We start from the raw sequence: 21,384 nt of genomic DNA on the forward strand, positions 1-21,384 counted from the left end.
CCCGCGGAGGTGCCGAATGACACCGGACGGCACCACCGAACCGCGCTTCGCCACCGACATCATCACCTTCTACCACCCGAAATTCTGGGGACTCGACTCCGCCGACGCCTTCCGCGACTGGGCCGTCAAGAACCCTGACCGTTTCTGGGAACGGGTGCTGGACGCGCTGGCCGAGGCCGGTGTCAGCGGCATCGAGCTGACCTTCGCGCCGGGCGACATCGACTCGGCCATGCGGGCCTTCGGCGACGCGCCGTCGTTCCGCCGCGAACTCCAGGCCCGGGGCCTGTCCGTCGTGAGCGCTTTCATGGCCGCGAGCGCATCACCCGACTGGCGGCGCAGCGAGAACCTGCCCGCGATCGTCGCCGACGCCGAGCGGCACGCCGCCTTCCTCGCCGACGTGGGCGCGGACCTCCTCGTCGCCGGACTGCCCATGCGGACGACGTTCGGGACGCGCCCGCCCTTCTTCGTCGACGCCGCGTACATGACCCGGATGGCCGACATCGCCCACGTGGTCGGCGAGGCCGTCGCCCAGCAGGGCGTGAAGCTCGCCTTCCACACGGAGTCCAACAGCACCCTCTGGTACGAGAGGGACATCGACCTGTTCATGATGGTGACCGATCCCCGCTACGTGTGGCTGTGCCCCGATTCCTGTCACATCGCCCTCGGGGGAGGCGACCCCGTCGCCGTCGCGCGCCGCCACGCCCAGCGCATCGCACTGGCGCACTGGAAGGACGCGGTCAAGCCCATCGACGTCGAACTCACCATCGACCAAACGGTCTTCGCTCAGCAACAGCCCTACATGACCGAACTGGGCACGGGCATCGTGGACTGGCGGGCGTGGGCCGAGGCCATGTCCCGCACGCCCGGCGCCGGCATCGTGCTCATCGAGCTGGACGAGGCGGCCGATCCCGTCGCCGCGCTCCGGGCGGGAACGGCCGTCGTACGGGAGGCCCGGGCGTGATCGTTTCGCAGTCGCCTCCGAGTCCGGCCGAAAGGAATCCCATGTCCTCACCAGCGCCTGAGCACTTCACCGTCCCGGCGGTCGACATCTCCCCCTACGTGCAGGGAGGACCGGAGTCGGAGCGCCGCAGGGTCGCACAGGAGATCGACGATGCCTGCTCCAGCGTGGGCTTCATCCAGATCCTGGGCCACGCGGTCCCGGACTCGTCGATCGCGGGCCTGACCTCGGCGATGGACGCCTTCTTCGCCCTGCCCCTTGAGACGAAGAAGACCTACCGCGTCACGGGCGCCAACCGTGGCTACAGCCCGCCCAAGAGCGAGTCCCTCAGCCTGAGCCTCGGCGTCGAGTCGGCCGGCCGCATGAACGACTTCTTCGAGGCCTTCAACGTCGGCGTGGAGGCACGCTCCTTCACCTCCCTGGACCTGTCCGAGGAGGACTACGGGATCAACGTGTGGCCCGAGGTCGGCGGTTTCACCGAGGCCGTCCAGTCCTACTTCGACCACGCCGGCCGGGTCGCACGCACTCTCACCCGGATCTTCGCCGACGCCCTCCACCTGGATCCCGAGTTCTTCGCCCGGCTCACCGACCACTCCATCGACGTGCTCCGCATGAACAACTACGCCCTGCCGGAAGGAACGGTCACCATCGACGGCGACCTCATCGGGATGGGCGAGCACACCGACTACGGGATCGTCACCGTCCTGTGGGCCGACCAGGTCGCGGGCCTCCAGGTGCTCGGCCGGGACGGACGCTGGCACGATGTCGCGCCGGCCGACGGCGCCCTGCTGGTCAACCTGGGCGACCTCACGGCGCGGCTCACCAACGACCGGTGGATGTCGACCCTGCACCGTGTCAAGCCCCCGATCGTGGACGGCACGATCAAGCGCCGCCGCTCAGCCGCCTTCTTCCACGACGGCAACCCGGAAGCCGTCATCGAGACGCTGGCCAGTCACCATGACGCCTCCGGGCTGGCCTACGAACCGATCACGGTCCGGGACCACATCAAGGCCAAGCTGGCCGGCTCACGGCAGGGCAAGAAGAACCTCGCGGCAGTACGTGAAGCCGCACGCGTCCTGGCCGCCGCCAAGACCGAACCATGAGCATCCCTCCCCGGACGAAGTGTTCATGTCCGACGCTCCGCCGTGGGCGGGTGTGGTTCGGCTGATCGCAGAGCTGCGCAGGCGAAGCGGGCCAGTCGTTCGGGCAGGTCATGCGGGTCGTGGCGGGAGATGAACAGCCAGGACAGAACGGCGCCGCCGAACACCGCGTGGAACAGATCGACATCGGGCATCCGCTCCAACTCCCCGCGGCGCACCGCTCGTTCCAGCAGTTCGGCGTTGCCGGCCCGTTCCGGCTCGACGAAGGTCCTGGTGAACCGTTCGGCCAGGGCCGGATCGGTGGTGATCTCGCCGAGCAGGCTGAGCAACGTCCCGGAGGCGGCCGGGTTGCTCAGGTGGCCGACGATCACCCGCGCCAGCGCGGTGAGGTCTCCCAGCAGGGATCCGCTGTCGGGCGGGACCTCCAGGGTCTCCCCGTGGATGGCCGCGGCGAACACCATCTCCTGCTTCGTGGCGTACCGGCGGTAGATCGCGGCCTTGCCGACGCCGGCGCGGGCGGCCACGGCGTCCATCGTCAGCCCCGTGTATCCGACCTCGGCCAGCAGCTCCCGGACGGCCCGGGTGATGGCCTCGTCCACTCGGGAGTCGCGGGGCCGGCCGATCGGTTGCCTGGCTCTTTCCACCATGACATCATACGATACCGATAGTTCCGGAACTTTTCGTATCGGAAAGGCGCCATGGTGATCGACGGAATGCCGGTGGGCCGTATGGCGACCGGCACGGACCGGCCGGTCCCCGGATGGGCCGTCAAGGCGGCCTGGGCGACGGTGTTGTGCATGGTGCCCTCGTGCGTGTGGCGGGTCGTCGCCGGGTTCGGTGTCGACGTGGGCTTCACCGGCCTGCTTGGTGAGATGTACCGCGGTCCGGCTTTCACGTTCTATCTGTGGGTTCTGAACGTGGTCTCACTTGCCGCGGCGTCTTTGACGTTCGGCCTGGTGCGACCGTGGGGAGAGAGGGTGCCGTCGTGGATCCCGCGCGTGGGAGGCCGGCGGATTCCACCGCTGGCCGTGATCGTGCCGGCCTTCCTGGGTGGGGTCACCGTGACGGCGCTGTGCGCGGCGGTAACCTTGACTCCGGGCGGTCCTCTGGACAACCCCGACTTCCCTGGCGGCGCCGCCGGCGTGATCATGGGCATCTGCTACGCGCCGCTTCTCGCCTGGGGGCCGCTGGTCATGGCCCTCACCATCGCCTACGCCCGGCGCCGAAGGTCATCCGCGTCATGACGATCCTTCGTACCGAGGGGGAGGGCCAGGCCGTCCTCCGGCGGCACCACGCGGATCGTTCCTTCTACTCGCCGGCGGCTTGACGTTGCCGCCAAGCGCGGTTCTTGGCCCGGTTCCCGCATTCGGCCATGTCGCACCAGCGGCGGGACCGATTGCGTGAACTGTCCAGGTAGGCCCATCGGCAGTCGGGCGCGGCGCAGGCCTTGACCCGGGACCACTCGCCGCTGGCGGCTGCGGTGAGGTAGGAGCCCGCGGCGTCTGCGAGCGCACGCTCGGCCAGGCCCGCAGCGGAGTACGCCCCGAGCCGGGGCGGCGTCCCGGGACCGCCGAACTCGACCACCAGGGGCACCGACCGCAGCACGGCCGCAGCCCGATCCGCGATCTCCTCGTCGCACCGCTGACCGTTGTTGGCGACGGCGAGCTGCCGCAATCCTTCGCGCAAGTCGCGCAGCCGGGCCATCGTCGCTGCGTCGACGGCCTCCTGCCGCCTGTCGTCTGTCCACTCCTGCAGCCAGGCGGCCGCCCGCTGGTCGGCCAGCACGTCGTCACCGTCGGGGCAGTGACGGGTGTTGATCAGATCCACGAGCCGCTCGACCACTGTCATGGAGACCACTATATCAACTTGACTGGTTAGTTTGATGGTGAGAAGCTAACCAATGTAAGCCATTTGCTGGTCTCGAATCAGGAGTGTGGCTCATGGGCTGGGTGTTCCTTGCGGTCGCGATCGCCGGCGACCTCGCCGGCGCCGCGGCGCTCGAGCGGGGCACTCACGGCCGATACGCTCGCCATCTCGTGCTGGCGGCGGCGGCCTATCTGGTGGCGTTCTTCGCGTTCTCGCGTGCCCTGCTGACCGTGCCGACGAGCATCGCCGACTCGGTCTACTTCGCCGGCGCGACGGCGCTGGTCACCGTCTACAGCACGCTGTGGCTCGGGGAGCGGCTCACCGCCCGCAAAGCCACGGCGCTGGCCCTGATCGGCACGGGCGTCGTCGTGCTGCGACTGCAGACCACGTAGCGAAGGAGGCTCCATGAACACGCCGGCCCTCGACCGCCCCATCGCCGCACCGCGGGCCCTGGCGAGCTGGGCCGCACTGTACGGCGCGATCGCCCTCGATGTCGTGCAGGTCTTCGCCCTCGTCCACTCCGACGGCTTCACCCGGCCACTCCTCATCGCCGCCGCCCTCGTCGCGTTCATCGTCGAGCTGCTGCTGCTCGCGGTCGCCCTGCGACGCATCTCGAGCAGCGTCGCCTACGGCCTCTTCGGACTCAGCACCGCCGCTGTCGCCGCGGTCAGCATCGGCTGGCTCGGCGAGCCGCTCACACCTGTCAAAGCCATCGCACTGTTCGCCGTCGTCACCGGCGCCGTCCTGCTCAACACCGAGCCGGCGACGCGAAAGGCAACGCGCTGAGACCGCGGTCGGTCCGGGGATACGGCGATGAAGGACAGCATCCTCAAGCTTTACCGCCCCGCAGTGCGCACGGGCGGTGAGTGGGAACCAGATCTGTCGAGGATGACGGCCCCGGGCCTGGTGTTCCGGGGTGCACGCGACCCCATCGACCAGCACCGCTGAAGGAGCACACCGACCATGCCCGACACCGACGACGAGCCGTGCATGGAAGCCTGGAAGACCGCGCTCACCGTCCTACTGCGCGCGCCCCGGCCGTCCTGAAAGGAGAACTCCGACATGAAGATCGTGGTCATCGGAGGCACCGGCCTCATCGGCGGCAAAGTGGTCGACAAGCTCCGCGAACGCGGCCACGACGCGGCGCCCGCCTCACCCAGGACGGGGGTTGACACCCTCACGGGAGAGGGGCTGGCCCCCGCGCTGGCGGACGCACAGGTCGTCGTGGACGTGTCGAACTCGCCGTCCTTCGAGGAGAAGGCCGTCATGGAGTTCTTCACGACCTCCACCCGCAACCTGCTGGCCGCCGAAGCGGACGCGGGCGTGGCACATCACGTGGCGTTGTCCATCGTGGGCATCGACCGCCTGCCCGACAACGGCTACTTCCGGGCGAAGGTCGCCCAGGAACAGCTGATCACGCAGGGGCCGATCCCGTACTCGATCGTCCGGGCGACCCAGTTCTTCGAGTTCGTCAAGGGCATCGCCGACGCCGCCGCCGACGGAGACACGGTCCGCGTACCGCCCGTGCTCTTCCAGCCCGTGGCGGCCGACGACGTCGCCGAGGCGGTGTGCCGGGCCGCTCTGGAGGGCCCGCTGAAGGGTGTCACCGAGGTGGCCGGACCGGATCGGTTCCGCTTCGACGAGCTGATCGCCGACGCCCTGAGCGCGTGGAACGACCCGCACAGGGTGGTCGCCGACCCGCATGCCCGCTACTTCGGCTCCGAACTGGCCGAGCGCAGCCTCGTCCCCGACGAGGGCCGCGCCCGCCTGGCCGAGACCCGCTTCGACGACTGGCTGCGCCGCTCCTCGTGAGTCCGTGGATCGGGGGTCACGTCGGACCTCACCATGCCGTAGATGCGGCTGTTCCACCGGTCGCCGTTCCGCCTGGAACGGATGCTCGTGCGATGTCGTCGCTTCCGACGCCCTTCCCGCTTACCTGCCGGCGGAGTGGTGCGACCGGCGGCAGGGGCGGCACGCAGATGCCTGGTCTCCCGCCCCGGCAACGGTGACAGCGGTAACTGGGGCACGGCGATGTGGCCGGCTGGGCGTCGTGTCCGGTTCATGATGACGTCATGGGTCTTCGGTGACGCGGTCTCTGGTTCGGAGATTCGCGGTTCGGCAGAGTCGGTGACACAGCCCAGAACGATCACTGAACAGGACCCTTGATGCGAAACCTCGCGAGACTGTCCGCCGTCGGAGCATCCACCGCCATCCTCGCCGCGGGCCTCGTGACCCCCGCCCAGGCGGCGGCCGTCTCGTGGGGCGCCTGCCCCGCGGGGCCCGGGGTGGACGCACGGCAGGAATGCGCTACCCTTCAGGTTCCCATGGACTACCGGGCGTCCGGCGGACCGACGATCTCGTTGGCCGTGTCGCGGATCAAGACCGCCAAGCCCGCGTTGCGTCGTGGCGTGCTGCTGATCATCCCCGGCGGACCGGGCAGCCCCGGCCTGAACCGCCCCAGCGTCCAGGTCAAGCGGCTGCCGCAGGACGTGCTCGACCGCTACGACATCGTCGGGTTCGACCCGCGCGGTGTGGGCCAGAGCTCGCCCGTTTCGTGCGGCTTGCAGACCCGTGATCTCTCACTCACCAAGCTGAAGCCGTACCCCGACGCCGACGGCGGCATCGCGGAGAACGTCGCCTGGTCGCGCAGGATCGCCGAGGCCTGCGCCCGCAACGGCGGGCCGCTCATCCGGCACATCAGCACCCGCAACGAGGCCCGGGACATCGACAGGATCCGCCAGGCACTGGGGGAGAAGAAGATCTCCTACTGGGGCGTCTCCTACGGCACCTACGCGGGCGCCGTCTACGCCACCATGTTCCCCGAGCGTACCGACCGGATCGTCCTGGACAGCAACGACGATCCCGATCCGCGCCGCGTGGCGCGGCAGTGGCTGGCCAACTACGCCGTCGGCGTCGAAGACCGCTTCCCCGACTTCGCGGCCTGGGCCGCGGCCCGTGACGGCGAGTACGGTCTCGGCGCCGACGCGGCGGCGGTCCGCCGCACGTTCCTCGACCTCGCGGCCGAACTGGACCGCAAGCCGCTGCCCTGGCCGGGCGCCAATCCGGAAGAGCTGAACGGCAACCTCCTGCGGGAGACCATGCTCACCGCCCTCTACTCCGACGCGAACTTCCCCATGCTCGCCGCCCTCATGCGGGCCGCCCGGACCTCGGGCGAACTGCCCCCGCCGAACACGCCCCCGGCGGCCGTCATGCAGAACACCGCCGCCACCGCCGGCGCCACCATGTGCAACGACGTCGAATGGCGCGACTCGTTCAGCCGGTACCGGCGGCAGGTGACGCGTGACCGGGCCGCACACCCCCTGACCGCGGGCATGCCCGTCAACGTGGGGCCGTGCGCGTTCTGGCCGTTCGAGCCCGCCGAGCCGCCCGTGCGGGTCACCTCGCGAGGCCCCGCCAACGTCCTGCTCATCCAGAACCTGCGTGACCCGTCCACGCCCTACAGCGGAGCGCTGAAGATGCGCCAGGCGTTCGGGCAGCGGGCCCGTATGGTCAGCGTCGACTCGGGCGGCCACGGCGTCTATCTCGCCAACGGCAACGCCTGCGGCGACCGGGCCGTCACCGACTTCCTGACCACCGGGCACCTGCCCCAGCACGACGAGAACTGCTAGCGCCGCATGTCCGGATCCTGCGCCCGCGAACGACGGCGTGCCCGTCATCGCGAGCAGCCGGTCCGGTCCCCAGCGGCAGGTGGCCGGGGGACGTCTCCTAGGCTGCACGGGTGCACAAGCGGGCGAAACTGATCGTTGCCGTCGTGTTCGCGGGCTTCGCGAGCGTCTACGTGGTGGCCGGGTCACCCTTGGCGTTGGCCGTGTTCGGGGTGCAGGTGGCCTTCACCCGGCGGCGTTCGTGGTGGCTGGTCGCGCTCCAGGTGGCGCTGGCGTACGGATCGGTGCTGCTGTTCGGCTCCTCGGTCGGCATCTTGGGTTTCGTCGGCGGGTCGTTGCTCCTGACCCCGCTCTGGCCGCTCGCCCTGGCCGTCGCGGTGAGCGCCGCCCTGCTGGGCCCCGCCGACCCGGTGATCAGCATGGTGCTGATCTCCCTGGTCGTGTACGGCCTCACCAGGATGATCGACAGAATCGACGAGGTGAACGCGGCCCGCCTGGCGCTGGCGATGACGGCGGCGGCCGAGGAGCGGCTGCGCATCGCCGCCGAGCTGAACGCGGGCCTGGGACGGGCACTGTCCGTGATCGCCGACGGCGCGCGTACCGGAACACCTGACGTGGACACGGCGCGCAGTTCGCTGGCCGACGCCCGGGCCGCGGCGGCGAGCTACCGGGCCATGTCCCTGGCACCCGAGCTCTCCACCGCCAAGGCGATGCTGACCACGGCAGGCGTCACCGTGGACGTGCGCGTCGGCCACGCCGCGCCGCTGGGACCAGCGGGCGCCCTCCTGGCGGCGGTGCTCAGAGAGGCCGTGATGGAGATCGTCCGGCGCCGCACGGCCACCACCTGCCGCATCGAGACGCTCACGGAGGGGGCCGCGGTACGGCTGCGCGTCTCCCACGACGGCGCCCGCACTGCCGGCGACGAGAACCTCGGCGACCTGCCGGAACAAGTCGAGGCAGCCGGCGGCACACTCACCGTCGAGCTCGCCGACGACGCCTGGGTGACCGTGGAGGCGACCCTGCCCGCGGTACGCCCGCCCGTCCAGCCCTCCCACGACAGCACGTTGTCCATGGCGTTGCTGGCCGCCGTGTTGGTGGGGTTCTCGGCGAAGCTGCTGCTGGCGGCCGACTCGCCGTGGCCGGCCGCGCTGCTGGCCGTCATCGTCTTCATGCAGCTGCGATCGATCGAGGGCCGTCACCCCGTGGCGTTGTCGATCATGGCGGTGCTGACGTTCGCCCCGATCCCGCTGTACGGGCAGGCATGGCTGGGAGTGGCGGGCTTCTTGGCGGGGCCGGTCCTGCTGGCCTTCCCCTGGGCGGTGGCGCTGCCGCTGGTGGCGCTGACCGTGGCGACCGTCACGGTCTCGGGCGTGCTGCTCGCCATGCCGATCCCGCTGACCGTGAACTACGCGATCAGCACGCTCGTGACCGGCCTGGTCATGTACGGGCTGCTCAAACTGGCCCAGCTGACCAGGGAACTGCGCGAGTCGAAAGACGGCCTGGCCCGCGCCGCCGTCGTCGAGGAACGCCTGCGGGCCGCCCGAGACCTGCACGACCTCCTCGGGCACACCCTGGCGGCGATCCTCCTCAAATGCGAGCTCGCCCGCAGGCTCGACGCCGAGCGGGCACGGAAGGAGCTCGACGACGTGCTGACGATGACCGAGCGGGCGATGCAGGACCTGCGGACGGTGTCGGGCGAGCAGAGGGAGCTGTCGCTGGCCGCCGAGACGGAGTGGGCCCGCTCGCTGCTCGCGGCCGCGGGGATCGAGGTCGTGCTCGACCTGGACCACGGCGCTCTGGGCAAGGACGTGGACACCACCCTCGGGATCGTGGTCCGAGAGGCCGTCACCAACGTGCTGCGGCACAGCTCCGCCCGCCGGTGCACGATCACGACGTCAGCGGAGGACGGGATCGTACGGCTGAGCGTGCGTAACGACGGCGTGCGCTCCGCCGCGCCCCGCCACGGCTCGTCCGGGATCGGCAACCTCACCACCCGTCTGGCAGCGCTCGACGGCCGCCTGGCCGTCGCCGCCGAGGACGGCTGGTTCGAGCTGACCGCCGAGATCCCGACGCGCGTCTGGGTGCCCGCCTAGATCCAGCCCGCCTCGGAGGCGATGCGTACGGCGTCCGTGCGGTTGCGGGCATTGAGCTTGGCCACGATCGTGGTGATGTAGTTGCGCACGGTCCCCGCGCTCAGGAAGAGCTGCCCGGCGATCTCGGGCGGCTCGGACCCCGCGGCCACCAGCCGCAGGACGTCGGCTTCGCGGGGGGTGAGCGGATTGTCGGCCAGGTGCCATGCGGTGGCGGCGAGGGAGGGGTCGAGGACACGTTCCCCCCGTGCCACCTTCCTGATCGCAGAGGCCAGCTCCTCCGGCGAGGCCGTCTTCAGGATGAAGCCGTCCACCTGGGAGGCGAGCGCGCGACGGAGGTGGCCCGGCTTGCCGTGGCCGGTGAGCATGAGCGTGCGGCAGGCCGGCAGCTTGGCGCGCAGCTCGCCGGCGGCGTCGAGGCCGTCGATCGTGCCGGGCATGTCGATGTCCATGACCGCTACGTCAGGCCGGTGCACCAGTGCCGCGGCCACCGCCGCGTCTCCTGACTCGACCGCCTCCACGACCTCGATGTCGGGCTCGAGAGTGAGCAGGGTCACGAGCGCTTCTCGGATGACGTGCTGGTCCTCGGCCAGGAGCATACGGATCACCTGACCATTATGTCCGGATCATGATGAGGTCATGACCGGGTCGTGATCGCCTCTCTGGTAGCGGAAAGCGCTGATCAGCAGGCTTGATCCCATGACAGAAGCAGTGCGTTTGGACGCGGTGAGCAAGGTGTACGGCAGGGGCAGGAGCGCGGTGGCGGCCCTGCGCGAGGTGTCGGTCGGCATCCCCAGGGGCACCTTCACCGCCGTCATGGGCCCCTCCGGCTCGGGCAAGAGCACGTTCCTGCATTGTGCGGCCGGGCTCGACGTGCCCAGCTCGGGAGCGGTACGGCTGGGCGGCACCGACCTGACCGGCATGGACGAGAACGCGCTGACCGAGCTCCGGCGGCGCCGGGTCGGCTTCGTGTTCCAGGCCTTCAACCTGGTCTCCGCGCTGACCGTGACCGAGAACATCACGCTGCCGCTCAAGCTGGCCGGCGCCCGGATCGACCGGTCCTGGCTGGACGAGGTCGTGCACAGGGTGGGGCTGGGCGGGCGTACGGGACATCGTCCCGCCGAGCTCTCCGGTGGCCAGCAGCAGCGCGTGGCCATCGCCAGAGCGCTGGTGACCAGGCCGGAGGTGGTGTTCGGCGACGAGCCGACCGGCGCGCTGGACACCATGACCGCCCGCGACGTGCTCACCCTCCTGCGGGAGGTGGTCTCCGCGCTGGGCCAGACCGTGGTGATGGTCACCCACGACCCGGTGGCGGCCTCGTACGCCGACACCGTGCTCTTCCTGGCCGACGGCCGGATCGTGGACGCGATGACGGCCCCGACCGCCGAGAAGGTGGCCGAGCGCATGACCAGGCTGGGGGCGTGGAAGTAATGATCTCCTTCGCGTTGAGGACGCTCCGGCATCGCAAGGCCGGATTCGCCGGCGCCTTCGTGGCCCTGCTGTGCGCCGCCGCGCTGGTGACGGCGTGCGGGATGCTGCTGGAGACGGGACTGCGCGGCGGCGTCGCCCCCGAGCGGTACGCCGGCGCCCCGATGATCGTGGCCGGCGACCAGTACGTCAGGCAGACCAAGGAGAGCGGCAAGGAGAAGGCCAAGCTCCTGTCCGAGCGCAGATGGATCCTCGCTTCCCTGGCTTCGGAGATCCGGCGCGTCCCCGGCGTCACGAAGGTGGTCACCGAGGTGACCTTCCCCTACGCCGGGTTCACCGCCCATGGCTGGGAGTCCGCCGCGCTCACTCCGTTCACGCTCGCCGAGGGCCGCGCCCCCAGCGCCGCCGACGAGGTCGTCGTCGACGCCCGCCACTCCGGCCAGGCGATCCCCGGCTACCGCGTGGTGGGAGTGACCGCCCAGGCACTGCCGGGTCGGGACACGATCTTCTTCTCCACCGGTGAGGCCCGCCGCCTGGCAGGACGGGACGGGCTGGTGACGGCGATCGGCGTCTGGCCCGCAGTGGACGTCGCCGTCAAGGGCGCCGTGGCCTACACCGGCGACCAGCGCGGCGCGGTCGAATTCCCCGATGGTGAGGGCTCTCGGGTCAGGCTCATCAGTCTGGGCGGCGCGCTCGGCGGCACCTCGCTGCTGGTGGCGATTCTGGTCGTGGTGGGCACGTTCGCCCTGTCCATGCAGCAGCGCCGGCGCGAGATCGCCATGCTGCGCGCCGTCGGCGCCACCCCCAGGCAGGCCAGGAAGCTCATCGGCGGTGAGGCCCTGCTCATCAGCGTGGCCGCCGGGCTGCTCGGCTCGGGTGCCGGGATTCTGCTCGGGTTCTGGCTGCGGACCAGATTCGTCGCGCTCGGGGCCATGCCGGGGAATCTGCAGCTGGTCGTCAGCCCGTTCCCGCCGATCGTCGCGGTGCTGACCACTCTGGTGGCCGCGTGTGTGGCGGCGCGCGTCTCCGCCCGGCGTACCACGCGGATCAGGCCGGTGGAGGCCCTGGGCGAGGTGGCGATGCCCGCGGCCGGACTCCCCTGGGCCAGGCTGATCGCGGGCCTGATCGCCCTCGCCGGCGGCGTCGTGCTGACGATCGTGCTGTCCGACCTGTCCACCGAGGCGGCATCCAGCCCCGTCACCATGCTCACCGCATTGTTGTGGACGACGGCGGTCGCCCTGCTCGGACCGCTGATCGCCCGGGCGGCGACGGCCCTGCCGCTGCGGGCGCCCGGCGTGGCCGGCTATCTCGCGCGCAAGAGCCTGCGCGCCGGAGCCGGGCGGCTGGCCTCACTGATCACGCCGCTGACCCTGATGACGGCGATGACGTGCACGATCCTGTTCGTGCAGACCACCATGGGCCACGCCGCCCAGAGCGAGCGGAACGCGGGCATCATGGCCGACCACGTGCTCGCGCCGGGCACGTCCGTGGCCGCCGTTCGCCAGGTGCCCGGGGTGCGAGCCGTGACGGAGGTGCTGCGTACCTCGGTCAGGATCGACCTCGAGAAGTACGACGCCCAGGCCGTCACGCTCGACGGCCTGGACCAGACGATGGACCTGGGCGTGGTGGCCGGCTCGCTGGCCGGGCTCGGCGACACGTCGGCGGCGATCAGCCGCACCGCCGCCTCTCGGCTGGAGGCCGGCCTGGGCGACCGGATCTCCCTGGTGCTCGGCGACGGCACCCCCGCCGTGGTGCGGATCGCCGCGATCTACTCCCGCGGCCTGGGCTTCGGCGACCTGACCCTCTCACGCGGGCTCGTCGCGGGCCACGTGGACGATCCCCGCGGTACCGTCCTGGTGGCCGGCGGGTCACGCGAGGCACTACCTGCCGCGACCGCCCCCGACCAGGCGTCCGCGGGCTCCGCCAACGCGGCGGTGGCGTACGTCGCCATGGGCCTGATCATCGCGTTCTGCGCGATCGCCGTGGTCAACACCTTGGCCATGTCCACCCTGGCCCGCTCGCGCGAGCTCGCTCTGCTGCGCGTGGTGGGCACGACGCGGCGCCAGGCGGCGCGGATGCTGCGTACGGAGACGCTGACGGCGCTGGCCGTCTCTGTGGCCATCGGGACGCTGATCTCGCTGGTCACACTGGCGGCCTTCAGCATGGGGATGACGGGGTCGGCGCTGCCGTACGTGCCACCGCTCGCGTATGTCGCGGTCATCGCGGCCGTGGCCGCCCTGGCGCTGGCGGCCACGGCGATCCCGGCGAGGTTCGCACTGAGGCCCCGCCCCGCCGACGCGCTCGGCGCGCGCGAGTGACCCGCCGCGCCACCCCGGGCCGTTCGCCGGGTCATCGAGCGTGCGGTGGCTCCGTCTCGGCACGACCATAGACCGCGTCCAACAGGTCGCGGGCGAAGCGGTCGAGATCGTCCAGGCCCGCGGCCGCCAGGGTGCGGGGGCCGTCGGCCAGCAGGTGAGGGATCGCGGCATGCATGGCCAGGGTGACGGCGGCGGCGCGCTCCGGCGTGACCGGCAGCCCGGCGGCCCGCTGCGCCTCCTCGAAGGCGGCGAAGTCGGCCGCCGCGACGTCGTCCAGGATGGCGGCCAGCCAGGGCGCGCGGGACGCCTCCGCCTGGAGTTCGAGATAGGCGAGCAGCCGCACCCGCCCCGGCCCGGCGACCTCGGCCAGCAGCGCGCCCATCATGGCCACGAGCGACGCCCGGCCGGTGACCGCCGGCCTGGGGAGATCGCGGTAGATCTCGACGCACCGCTCGGCGATCGCCTGCAGCAGTGACTGCCTGGTCGGGAAGTAGTTCTTGGCGGTGCCGGAGGGCACGCCCGCGGCACCGTCCACCGCGCGGTGCGTCAGCCCACGCGCGCCCTGCTCGGCCAGCACCTCGACGGCCGCGTCCCGTAGCTGATCCCGCCGGTCCTGATTCGCCACGGATGCGAGATTACCCCAAATGTGGTACCACAGATGTGGTGGTTTCACCCTCGCGCGATCATGGGATGGATGGTCAGAAGATGACGCAAGCACCGGAACTGCCGCTGCAGATGCGGCGGAACGGGTTCGACCCGGTCGAGGAGCTGGCCCGGGCACGAGAGGGCGAAGGCGTGGTGCGGGTGGAGACGCCGTTCGGCCTGCCCGCGTATCTGGTCTGCCGCCATGAGGATGTCCGCGAGGTGCTGTCGGACCCGGCCCGGTTCAGCAGTGCCGTCTCGCCGTTCACGGGGTCCGATGCGGTGGACGAGGAGGAACGGGCCAAGCTGCGGGCCGGGAGTCTGATCGAGTTCGACCCGCCGGAGCACACGCGGTTGCGCCGGATGCTCACCCCGGAGTTCACGGTCCGCCGGATGCGCAGGCTCGAGCCGCGGATCACCGACATCGTCCAGGCAGCTCTGGACGACCTGGAGCGGGCCGGCCGACCGGCCGATCTGGTGGCGCACTTCGCGTTGCCGGTGCCGTCGCTGGTGATCTGCGAGTTGCTGGGTGTGCCGTACGCCGACCGGGCGGAGTTCCAGGAGCGTTCCCTCCGCCTGGTGGACACCTCGTTGCCGATGGAGGAGCAGCTCGCGGCGCGGCGGGAGGACCGCGCCTACATGGCGGGCTTGGTCGCCCGCGCGCAGGCGGACCCGGGGGAGGACCTGCTGGGCATGCTGGTACGCGAGCACGGCGACGATCTCAGCACCGATGAGCTCATCGGCATCGCCGGCCTGCTGCTGCTGGCCGGGCACGAGACGACCTCGAACATGCTCGCCCTGGGCACGTTGGCCCTGCTGCGGCGCCCGGACCAGCTAGCCCTGATCCGCGACGACCCGGGCCAGGTCGAGCCCGCCATTGAGGAGTTGCTGCGCTGGCTGTCCATCGTGCAGTTGCTGCCGCCGCGCAGGACCACGGCGGATGTGGAGATCGCCGGGCACGGCATCCCCGCGGGTTCGCTGGTGATCTGTTCGCTGCCCGGTGCCAATCGCGACCCCGCCTTCGTCGACGATCCCGACAGCCTCGACATCACCCGGGGAGCCGCCGGCCATGTCGCCTTCGGCCACGGCGTGCACCACTGTCTGGGGGCACCGCTGGCCCGGATGGAGATGCGCATCGCCTTCCCGGCCCTGCTCCAGCGCTTCCCCGGCCTCGCCCTGGCCGACCCGGACGAGCCGGTCGACTTCCGGGCCTTCAGCGTCGTGTACGGCGTGAACTCACTGCGGGTGACCTGGTGAGCGGACGGCCGCTGAGCGCTGACAGATCCGGCCCGGCGATGTCGGCCCGGTCAGATGCCGCGCATCGGACGATGCTGTCTGGGTGGGTTCTGCGGGCTGTTGTCAGCGCGCACGTGGTGGCGATCCTCGGTCAGCCGGTGTTCACCGGCGTGTATCTGAGCGGTGACTACGACGGCTTGCGCTGGCACGCGGTCGGCGCCGACGTGATCTCCTCCATCGGCTTGGTGCAGGTGGTCGTGGCGATCGTGGTCTGGGTTCGGCTGCGTCAGGTGTGGCCGTTCCTTGCCACGGCGGCCGTGGTGGCGGCCGAGACGGTGCAGTACGTGGCCGGGATGGACGGCGCACTGTGGCTGCACCTCCCGCTGGGCGTGATGACCGTCGCCGCGCTCGTCGTGCTGTTCATCGCCGTATGGCGCCGGCCCCTCCAGCGGCGACCGCAACCCCCACGCGAGCCGGAGCAGCGGGAAGCCGGCCATGCCTGAGCGATATGACGACCGGCCGGACCGTGCCCGTGGAGTGGCCAGGCGCCGGGTGCTGGGCATCGGCGGGGCGCTCGGGCTGATGGCGGCCACCGGGCTGTCGGCCTCGGCCGCGCTGGCCCGCCGCCCGTCGTTCACCGGTGCCGAACTGCGCAGCGCCGTGCCGCTGCCGCCGCCCTTCCAGGTGCCGCTGCCGATTCCGTCCGTGCTCGCGCCGGCCGGCACCTCGGGCGGCGTCGACCGGTACGAGATCACCCAGCGCGAAGCGACCGCGGAGATCCTGCCCGGCGTCAGGACGCCGCTGTGGACGTACGAAGGCACCTTCCCCGGGCCGACGATCGAGTCGCGCCGCGGCCGGCCGATCACCGTGACGCATCGCAACGAGCTGCCCGTGCCGACCGTCGTGCATCTGCACGGCGGACGGACCCCGGCGGCCTCCGACGGCTACCCGACCGACCTCGTCCTGCCCGAAGGCCGGCACGACGCCGCCACGCACACCGGACACGGCTCCACGCATGACATGCACGATCCGCGGGCCGTGGTCACCAAGCTGACGCGGGACTACACCTTCCCGCTGGACCAGCGGCCGGCCCTGCTGTGGTACCACGACCACCGGATGGACTTCACCGCCCCCGCGATCTGGCGCGGCCTGGCCGGACTGCACATCGTCCGCGACGACGCCGAGGACAACCTCGGCCTGCCCGCCGGGCGGCGCGAACTGCCCCTCATGCTCACCGACCGCGCCTTCGCCGCCGACGGCACCCTCGCCTACCCCGCCCTCGACCCCACCCTGCGGGAGCGGCCGGGCGTGCGCGACCCGTACCTCGCCGGAGTCCTCGGCGACGTGATCCTGGTCAACGGCGCCCCGTGGCCCGTGCACGAGGTCGACGCGGCCCGCTACCGGCTGCGCATCCTCAACGCCTCCAACGCCCGCCACTACGAACTCGAAGTCGTCACCGACGACGGACGCCGGCTCGACCTCGTCCAGATCGGCGCCGACCAGGGACTGCTCGCGACACCGGTCACCCACCGGCTCCTGCCGCTCGCACCCGCCGAACGCCACGACGTCGTCATCGACTTCTCGGGCGTCCCGGTCGGCGGCCGCGTCAGGCTCGTCAACCGGCTGGGCTCCGGCCGCACCCGCGACGTGATGGCCTTCCGCATCGCACGCAAAGCCACCGACGACAGCCGCATCCCGCGCATCCTCTCCACCGATCTGCCGACCTGGCGCCGGTCGGACGCCGTCAGGGTGCGCGACTTCTCCTTCCGCACCGGACGCATGCGCGGTGACCATGGATGGCTGATCGACGGGCTCCCGTTCGACCCCGCCCGCTCCGACGTCACCACCCGTCTCGGCGACATCGAGGTGTGGCGGCTGATCGCCGACGTCCACCATCCCGTCCACCTGCATCTGGTCGGCTTCCGGATCCTCTCGCGCGGCGGCGGGCCGCCGCTGCCCCACGACGCGGGGCTCAAGGACACCGTCTCCTTGCGGCCGGGCGAATCGGCGGAGATCATCACCCGTTTCGACGGCTACCGCGGCCGCTACCTCTTCCACTGCCACAACGCCGAACACGAGGACATGGGCATGATGGCCAACCTCGAAATCATCTGACCCCTGCGCACCCACGCCCGGCGCGGCCCGAGCAGCCGCCATAATGTGATCATGACACGTGGCACGGTGAAGTTCTGGAAGGCCGACAAGGGCTGGGGGGCGATCTCCTCTCCCGAGCTCCCGCCGGGACGTGACGCGTTCGCGCACTTCAGCGACATCGCGGCGAGCGGGTACCGGGAGCTGGAGGCAGGCGACGAGGTCGAGTTCGACGTCGTCGAACGGTCGCAGGACAGCTTCGACTACGTGGCGGAGAACATCCGCAGGCTGTGATGCAACCCGGCCGTCAGCCGCGCAGCAGTTTGAGGATGTGCGGCCAGGCGGCGGCTCCGAGCTCGGCGTCGGCGACGACGTCACCCCCGTAAAGGAAGCGCGGCGACTCGGGAGCCGGGCCTTCCCCTGGAAGACGCGGACGATGGCCGGCTTCGGCCCGACTGATCAGACGAGCCGTGCGGCGACGGGCGACAAGTCGCTCAGCGAACGGGAGGGACGGCCACATCGCATCGTCCCCTCCCGCCACCAGCAGCACGTCAGCCCTGGTTTCCTCTACGGGGATCTCGGCAGCGGGAAGCAGGTCGGCGAACGTCCGTTCGCTGCGCTCGTACCAACCCCGGATGGCCACCGGGCCGTCCGCCGGTTCGGCGGGCTTCCAGTCGTCGTCGTAGGGGACGAAGGACAGCGGCTGCCCCTTCCAAGTCCAGGACGACCGGTAAGGGCGATGCTTCCCATCTCGCCCGGGGCCGACGTTGCCCCACACCACCGAGGTGGGCGACATCGCCACGACGCCGTCGACCCGCGGGTCATGGACGGAGGTGAGCAGCGCGGCCTCCGCCCCTTTGGACGCCCCCAGCAGGCAAACGCGGCGTACTCCAGTGGATTCGAGCAGATCGATGGCGGACACGAAAGTCTCCAGAGGAATCTCGCAGATGCCCGGTGATTGCCCGGGACCGCCGAACCATCGAATCGACATCGCGGTCATCCCCTCCCGGGCGAGGACACGAGCCCTCTCCCGGTCGATACGTCCGCTCGACCCCGCCAGAACAAGGACGCCCGTGTGACTGAGGGAGTCCGGAGTCATCAAGACCCCTTCCCACGGCTCGGTCAGCTCCTGCTCATCCATGGTCACCCTCACCTCTCGGCCTGTGGCGGCACCGCACTCTACCGGGGGCGCCTATCACCGATCTGAGGGCATCCGGCGGTCAACCACCTTCAGTTCGTCATCGGCCTCGCCGGGCAGCCCACACCACACGCGGTGATCAGCTGTGGACGACCGTGCTCCTCACCGCGGTCCGCTCCCGTCATCCGACGATCCCCGTCCACGGTGCCGCTCACCTACCGTGGCGCCCCGCTCGACGGGGCGGAGCACGCCCTCGTCGGCACCATGGAACACGGGGTGCTGGGGCGGCGCTGGGCGTACGACGGCTGCCACGACCCGGTGCTGGTCGCCCAGTTGCTGGCCTGATCGAGGGCCGGGCCCAGGCCCAGGACCAGAACACCAGCGACACCCCCGACCGGGACGTCACCCGCTCCTACACCGGTGACGGCCTCGCCCTCACGGACTTCACCACCACTGCCACCGACGACCAAGAGGGCACTGACCTGCCCGCGCCGCAGGGGGCGGCCCTCCGCCTGCACCGCGTCCTATGTCCTGCTCCTGACAACACGCCTGTCCTTCCACCGGAGACGATCGGCCACGTCGCCGGCTCCTGGCAGTTGCCGGATGGCACCCGCGCGCGGGGCCTGTTCGTCGTCTTGCACACTGCCCCTCGAACCTAGGAGTCAGCGAGGCGCGAGTCCGTGGCCCAGCTGATGGAGGACCTCGTCGAGTCCCTCCAAGGCGGCGCCCGGGAATGAAGCCCACCGAGTACGAGCAGCGTTCCTCTCGAAAGGTGCCGCTCGCCGCATGACCACCCTGTGTCCACACTTCGGGGTCCCGACACGATCCCCCCGGGGTTGGCTGCGTGCCGCTTCCGGATGCGCAGCCGGGCGGGCAAGGGAGGGCCGGCCCGGGGCCGGGGTCACCGCAACGCCACGCGTGCCGTGAAATCGCTGCCCTGCTTGTGGCGTCCTACGAGAGGTCGCCGCAGGCCGGCCATCGCGCTGCCTGGCGTCAGCAGGAGGCCAAGCCGTCTCCCCGGCAGAGGAACGTCATCCGGGGGAGGGGTCGTCGGTCGAAAACTGCTTGCTGCGTTTCGCCGCCCGTGGAAGTCTGCGCTGTGGGTCGGGCCCGGGATGGGAGACGCGCATGAGCAGGTCCTCGATCTTGAACGTGACGTTCGACTGCTCGGACGCCGAGTCCATGGCGCGTTTCTGGAGCGAGGTCACCGGCTGGCCTTGCTCGAAGGTGGAGATGCCTGGCAATCCCTTCTGGTGGGTAGGCGTCGATGGTGACGCCTCCCCTCACCTTGTCTTCGTCGAAGTGCCGGAGCCCAAGCGCACCAAGAATCGAGTCCATCTCGATCTCCTGCCACATGACGGATCTCAAGAGCAGGAAGTTGCCCGGCTCGAATCGTTGGGTGCTCGCATCGTGGACGACCGCCGGGGAGTCATCCCTGGCGGATGGGTCATGATGGCCGATATCGAGGGCAATGAGTTCTGCGTTGAGGAGGGCGAGTAGGCGGGTCCACGCCTGTCACCACGGTCGCGCCATATTCGTCCGATGCCGTCCGCCCGCGGACAGATCAACGGTCAAGGACAGGGTGCTCCTGGCAGCGCAAACCCCGTATACGTAGCTGTCGATCACCGAATCCGCATGCACGGCATCGGTGATCGAGAAACCCGCCGCTCGCAGAGTGCCGATCACCGCGTCGTGTGGTGTCGCAGCGTGGCAGGGGCGTCGACGCTCCGTGCGCCCGGACCTCCTTCTGCAGCAGAACCCTTGCGGCCTTACGGGTGTAAGGGTAGCGTCGGCAGTGCCCCTTACAGGTGTAAGAGGGGGCGTGGCCAACCGCGCAGACGTATACGGGAAGAGTGTTATGAATGCAAACAGGCGAGCAACTGCGATCGCAGGCGCACTGGCCATCGTAGGCATGATCGCCGGCATGCTGAGTATTGTTCCCGCTCTCGAGGAGCCGCACTATCCCGATCTCATTTCAGCACATGAGAGCCAGGTCATCGTCGGCGCAGCTTCTCAGTTCATGATGATCCCCGCCTATGTCGGGTTTGCCCTCTACCTGTACCCGACATTGAGGACGGAGAACGAAGCGCTCAGTCTGGGTTTCCTTGGATTCAGACTGATCGCAGCGACGTTCCATCTCGTGGGCGTGATCCTCTTGCCCTTGTTTCTTGTCCTGGGTCAGGAATTTTCCCAAGCCGGCGATTCAGGTGCACCTCATCTCGAGGCCTTGGGCGAGCTGCTGCGCACGGCGCGCGACTTGGTCAACCACGTCGCGTTAATCATCTCACTGTGCCTCGGAGACCTCCTGTTGTTCTGTATTCTATATCGATCGAGATTTATCCCTCGCTGGTTATCCATATGGGGACTTCTTGGAGCCGGATCGGCTATGTCGGCGAGCTTCTTGGTGCTGTTTCGCCTGACTGATGTCGTCACGCCACTCTACCTGGCCATAAATGCGCCACTGGCCCTGCAAAGCTTGGTCTTGGCCATATGGTTGATTACAAGAGGCTTCGATACAAAGACATCGACTACGGGCCACCAGCACGACGGCCGGCGTGGCTGAGGTCCACTCGTCCTACCTTGCTGCGACGTCCTGAGTCGGGTGTGGCGGTGATTTTTGCTCTCGTGCCGCTGGTGCTGTACTGGGCCATCCGCCTCTCCGCGGCGTTGATACGAGACGCCCCAGCAGTACGGCACCGCCTACTCGGCTGGCTACCGTTACCCTGATCGTCTTGGGATTGTGGGCCGCCGTCGACGCCGACCTTCCCTTCAAGACGCGTTTCGCGCTCTCCCAAGTCAGCATGGAACGCTACGCCCAAGGCGTCCTCCGCGGCGGCGCGCCCGACTGCGCCTGGACGGGGCTCTTCCCGGTGTGCGGCCACATTGTCGGC

23 protein-coding genes are annotated in these 21,384 nt (G+C 70.0%); 18 read left to right on the top strand and 5 right to left on the bottom strand.

Annotated features, from left to right (window positions below):
- The first annotated feature begins 16 nt into the window (after positions 1–16).
- Positions 17–961 carry a sugar phosphate isomerase/epimerase family protein gene (locus ID574_RS15170; RefSeq protein WP_188189418.1) on the top strand — a complete coding sequence of 315 codons (945 nt, stop codon included), beginning with the start codon at positions 17–19 and terminating at the stop codon, positions 959–961.
- A gap of 41 nt (positions 962–1,002) precedes the next feature.
- Positions 1,003–2,061 carry an isopenicillin N synthase family dioxygenase gene (locus ID574_RS15175; RefSeq protein ID WP_188189419.1) on the top strand — a complete coding sequence of 353 codons (1,059 nt, stop codon included), beginning with the start codon at positions 1,003–1,005 and terminating at the stop codon, positions 2,059–2,061.
- Between the two features lie 23 nt (positions 2,062–2,084).
- Here ID574_RS15175 and ID574_RS15180 read toward each other — a convergent pair whose 3' ends face one another.
- Positions 2,085–2,705 carry a TetR/AcrR family transcriptional regulator gene (locus ID574_RS15180; RefSeq protein ID WP_188189420.1) on the bottom strand — a complete coding sequence of 207 codons (621 nt, stop codon included), beginning with the start codon at positions 2,703–2,705 and terminating at the stop codon, positions 2,085–2,087.
- Between the two features lie 51 nt (positions 2,706–2,756).
- Between ID574_RS15180 and ID574_RS15185 the strand changes: the two genes are divergently transcribed.
- Positions 2,757–3,302 carry a hypothetical protein gene (locus ID574_RS15185; protein WP_188189421.1) on the top strand — a complete coding sequence of 182 codons (546 nt, stop codon included), beginning with the start codon at positions 2,757–2,759 and terminating at the stop codon, positions 3,300–3,302.
- Positions 3,303–3,366: 64 nt separating this feature from the next.
- Here ID574_RS15185 and ID574_RS15190 read toward each other — a convergent pair whose 3' ends face one another.
- Positions 3,367–3,906 (bottom strand): CGNR zinc finger domain-containing protein, encoded by a 540-nt coding sequence (locus ID574_RS15190; RefSeq protein WP_223166694.1) that lies wholly within the window; start codon positions 3,904–3,906, stop codon positions 3,367–3,369.
- Between the two features lie 92 nt (positions 3,907–3,998).
- Between ID574_RS15190 and ID574_RS15195 the strand changes: the two genes are divergently transcribed.
- From ID574_RS15195 to ID574_RS15215, 6 genes are all read left to right on the top strand, one after another.
- A complete protein-coding gene (locus ID574_RS15195) occupies positions 3,999–4,316 on the top strand; it encodes an SMR family transporter (protein ID WP_188189422.1) in 318 nt (105 codons plus the stop codon).
- A 13-nt stretch (positions 4,317–4,329) separates the two neighbouring features.
- The gene (locus ID574_RS15200) at positions 4,330–4,710 is read left to right on the top strand and encodes a DMT family transporter (protein ID WP_188189423.1); all 381 of its coding nucleotides are present in this window, start codon (positions 4,330–4,332) and stop codon (positions 4,708–4,710) included.
- A 27-nt stretch (positions 4,711–4,737) separates the two neighbouring features.
- Entirely contained in the window at positions 4,738–4,872 is a 135-nt protein-coding gene (locus ID574_RS61550; RefSeq protein WP_262495986.1) for a hypothetical protein, read from the top strand.
- 114 nt (positions 4,873–4,986) lie between these two features.
- Positions 4,987–5,736 (top strand): SDR family oxidoreductase, encoded by a 750-nt coding sequence (locus ID574_RS15205; protein ID WP_188189424.1) that lies wholly within the window; start codon positions 4,987–4,989, stop codon positions 5,734–5,736.
- A gap of 353 nt (positions 5,737–6,089) precedes the next feature.
- Positions 6,090–7,553 carry an alpha/beta hydrolase gene (locus tag ID574_RS15210; RefSeq protein WP_188189425.1) on the top strand — a complete coding sequence of 488 codons (1,464 nt, stop codon included), beginning with the start codon at positions 6,090–6,092 and terminating at the stop codon, positions 7,551–7,553.
- A gap of 110 nt (positions 7,554–7,663) precedes the next feature.
- The gene (locus ID574_RS15215; protein WP_188189426.1) at positions 7,664–9,643 is read left to right on the top strand and encodes a sensor histidine kinase; all 1,980 of its coding nucleotides are present in this window, start codon (positions 7,664–7,666) and stop codon (positions 9,641–9,643) included.
- Here the strand turns inward: ID574_RS15215 and ID574_RS15220 are convergent.
- Entirely contained in the window at positions 9,640–10,248 is a 609-nt protein-coding gene (locus ID574_RS15220; RefSeq protein WP_223166695.1) for a response regulator transcription factor, read from the bottom strand. The two genes, ID574_RS15215 and ID574_RS15220, sit on opposite strands and share 4 nt — an antisense overlap.
- A 91-nt stretch (positions 10,249–10,339) precedes the next feature.
- Between ID574_RS15220 and ID574_RS15225 the strand changes: the two genes are divergently transcribed.
- Entirely contained in the window at positions 10,340–11,071 is a 732-nt protein-coding gene (locus ID574_RS15225; protein ID WP_188189427.1) for an ABC transporter ATP-binding protein, read from the top strand.
- Positions 11,071–13,386: an FtsX-like permease family protein gene (locus ID574_RS15230; RefSeq protein ID WP_188189594.1), complete on the top strand. Its 2,316-nt coding sequence runs from the start codon at positions 11,071–11,073 to the stop codon at positions 13,384–13,386. Before ID574_RS15225 ends, ID574_RS15230 begins: the two co-directional genes overlap by 1 nt.
- Before the next feature lie 31 nt (positions 13,387–13,417).
- On the opposite strand, the gene ID574_RS15235 is transcribed toward ID574_RS15230, so the two are convergent.
- On the bottom strand, positions 13,418–14,011 hold the full coding sequence (locus ID574_RS15235; protein ID WP_188189428.1) for a TetR/AcrR family transcriptional regulator: 594 nt from the start codon (positions 14,009–14,011) through the stop codon (positions 13,418–13,420).
- Positions 14,012–14,091: 80 nt separating this feature from the next.
- On the opposite strand from ID574_RS15235, the gene ID574_RS15240 reads away from it, so the two are divergent.
- From ID574_RS15240 to ID574_RS15255, 4 genes are all read left to right on the top strand, one after another.
- Positions 14,092–15,285, top strand: coding sequence for a cytochrome P450 (locus ID574_RS15240; protein ID WP_188189429.1), 1,194 nt, complete (start codon positions 14,092–14,094; stop codon positions 15,283–15,285).
- A gap of 71 nt (positions 15,286–15,356) precedes the next feature.
- Positions 15,357–15,767 carry a hypothetical protein gene (locus tag ID574_RS15245; protein WP_188189430.1) on the top strand — a complete coding sequence of 137 codons (411 nt, stop codon included), beginning with the start codon at positions 15,357–15,359 and terminating at the stop codon, positions 15,765–15,767.
- Positions 15,760–17,379: a multicopper oxidase family protein gene (locus ID574_RS15250; protein WP_188189431.1), complete on the top strand. Its 1,620-nt coding sequence runs from the start codon at positions 15,760–15,762 to the stop codon at positions 17,377–17,379. Before ID574_RS15245 ends, ID574_RS15250 begins: the two co-directional genes overlap by 8 nt.
- Before the next feature lie 51 nt (positions 17,380–17,430).
- The gene (locus ID574_RS15255; protein WP_188189432.1) at positions 17,431–17,649 is read left to right on the top strand and encodes a cold-shock protein; all 219 of its coding nucleotides are present in this window, start codon (positions 17,431–17,433) and stop codon (positions 17,647–17,649) included.
- A 13-nt stretch (positions 17,650–17,662) separates the two neighbouring features.
- Here the strand turns inward: ID574_RS15255 and ID574_RS15260 are convergent, their stop codons facing one another.
- Positions 17,663–18,496 carry an acyl-CoA thioester hydrolase/BAAT C-terminal domain-containing protein gene (locus ID574_RS15260; protein ID WP_188189433.1) on the bottom strand — a complete coding sequence of 278 codons (834 nt, stop codon included), beginning with the start codon at positions 18,494–18,496 and terminating at the stop codon, positions 17,663–17,665.
- Positions 18,497–18,697: 201 nt separating this feature from the next.
- Between ID574_RS15260 and ID574_RS62760 the strand changes: the two genes are divergently transcribed.
- From ID574_RS62760 to ID574_RS15275, 3 genes are all read left to right on the top strand, one after another.
- Positions 18,698–18,838, top strand: coding sequence for a maltokinase N-terminal cap-like domain-containing protein (locus ID574_RS62760; RefSeq protein WP_442939295.1), 141 nt, complete (start codon positions 18,698–18,700; stop codon positions 18,836–18,838).
- 783 nt (positions 18,839–19,621) lie between these two features.
- Entirely contained in the window at positions 19,622–19,993 is a 372-nt protein-coding gene (locus ID574_RS15270; protein WP_188189434.1) for a VOC family protein, read from the top strand.
- Positions 19,994–20,351: 358 nt separating this feature from the next.
- Positions 20,352–21,056, top strand: a complete 705-nt coding sequence (locus ID574_RS15275; RefSeq protein ID WP_188189435.1) for a DUF4386 domain-containing protein — start codon at positions 20,352–20,354, stop codon at positions 21,054–21,056.
- The last annotated feature ends 328 nt before the right edge of the window (positions 21,057–21,384 follow it).

The sequence above is a fragment of the Nonomuraea sp. SYSU D8015 genome, from assembly GCF_008065375.1.
GTDB lineage: Bacteria > Actinomycetota > Actinomycetes > Streptosporangiales > Streptosporangiaceae > Nonomuraea.

What these genes read in the sequence shown, in the direction of transcription:
- ID574_RS15170 (WP_188189418.1), top strand. Translation starts at nt 17, where the DNA reads ATGACACCGGACGGCACCACCGAACCGCGCTTCGCCACCGACATCATC.
- ID574_RS15175 (WP_188189419.1), top strand. Translation starts at nt 1,003, where the DNA reads ATGTCCTCACCAGCGCCTGAGCACTTCACCGTCCCGGCGGTCGACATC.
- ID574_RS15180 (WP_188189420.1), bottom strand. Translation starts at nt 2,705, where the DNA reads ATGGTGGAAAGAGCCAGGCAACCGATCGGCCGGCCCCGCGACTCCCGA.
- ID574_RS15185 (WP_188189421.1), top strand. Translation starts at nt 2,757, where the DNA reads ATGGTGATCGACGGAATGCCGGTGGGCCGTATGGCGACCGGCACGGAC.
- ID574_RS15190 (WP_223166694.1), bottom strand. Translation starts at nt 3,906, where the DNA reads ATGACAGTGGTCGAGCGGCTCGTGGATCTGATCAACACCCGTCACTGC.
- ID574_RS15195 (WP_188189422.1), top strand. Translation starts at nt 3,999, where the DNA reads ATGGGCTGGGTGTTCCTTGCGGTCGCGATCGCCGGCGACCTCGCCGGC.
- ID574_RS15200 (WP_188189423.1), top strand. Translation starts at nt 4,330, where the DNA reads ATGAACACGCCGGCCCTCGACCGCCCCATCGCCGCACCGCGGGCCCTG.
- ID574_RS61550 (WP_262495986.1), top strand. Translation starts at nt 4,738, where the DNA reads ATGAAGGACAGCATCCTCAAGCTTTACCGCCCCGCAGTGCGCACGGGC.
- ID574_RS15205 (WP_188189424.1), top strand. Translation starts at nt 4,987, where the DNA reads ATGAAGATCGTGGTCATCGGAGGCACCGGCCTCATCGGCGGCAAAGTG.
- ID574_RS15210 (WP_188189425.1), top strand. Translation starts at nt 6,090, where the DNA reads ATGCGAAACCTCGCGAGACTGTCCGCCGTCGGAGCATCCACCGCCATC.
- ID574_RS15225 (WP_188189427.1), top strand. Translation starts at nt 10,340, where the DNA reads ATGACAGAAGCAGTGCGTTTGGACGCGGTGAGCAAGGTGTACGGCAGG.
- ID574_RS15230 (WP_188189594.1), top strand. Translation starts at nt 11,071, where the DNA reads ATGATCTCCTTCGCGTTGAGGACGCTCCGGCATCGCAAGGCCGGATTC.
- ID574_RS15240 (WP_188189429.1), top strand. Translation starts at nt 14,092, where the DNA reads ATGACGCAAGCACCGGAACTGCCGCTGCAGATGCGGCGGAACGGGTTC.
- ID574_RS15245 (WP_188189430.1), top strand. Translation starts at nt 15,357, where the DNA reads ATGCTGTCTGGGTGGGTTCTGCGGGCTGTTGTCAGCGCGCACGTGGTG.
- ID574_RS15250 (WP_188189431.1), top strand. Translation starts at nt 15,760, where the DNA reads ATGCCTGAGCGATATGACGACCGGCCGGACCGTGCCCGTGGAGTGGCC.
- ID574_RS15255 (WP_188189432.1), top strand. Translation starts at nt 17,431, where the DNA reads ATGACACGTGGCACGGTGAAGTTCTGGAAGGCCGACAAGGGCTGGGGG.
- ID574_RS15260 (WP_188189433.1), bottom strand. Translation starts at nt 18,496, where the DNA reads ATGGATGAGCAGGAGCTGACCGAGCCGTGGGAAGGGGTCTTGATGACT.
- ID574_RS15270 (WP_188189434.1), top strand. Translation starts at nt 19,622, where the DNA reads ATGAGCAGGTCCTCGATCTTGAACGTGACGTTCGACTGCTCGGACGCC.
- ID574_RS15275 (WP_188189435.1), top strand. Translation starts at nt 20,352, where the DNA reads ATGAATGCAAACAGGCGAGCAACTGCGATCGCAGGCGCACTGGCCATC.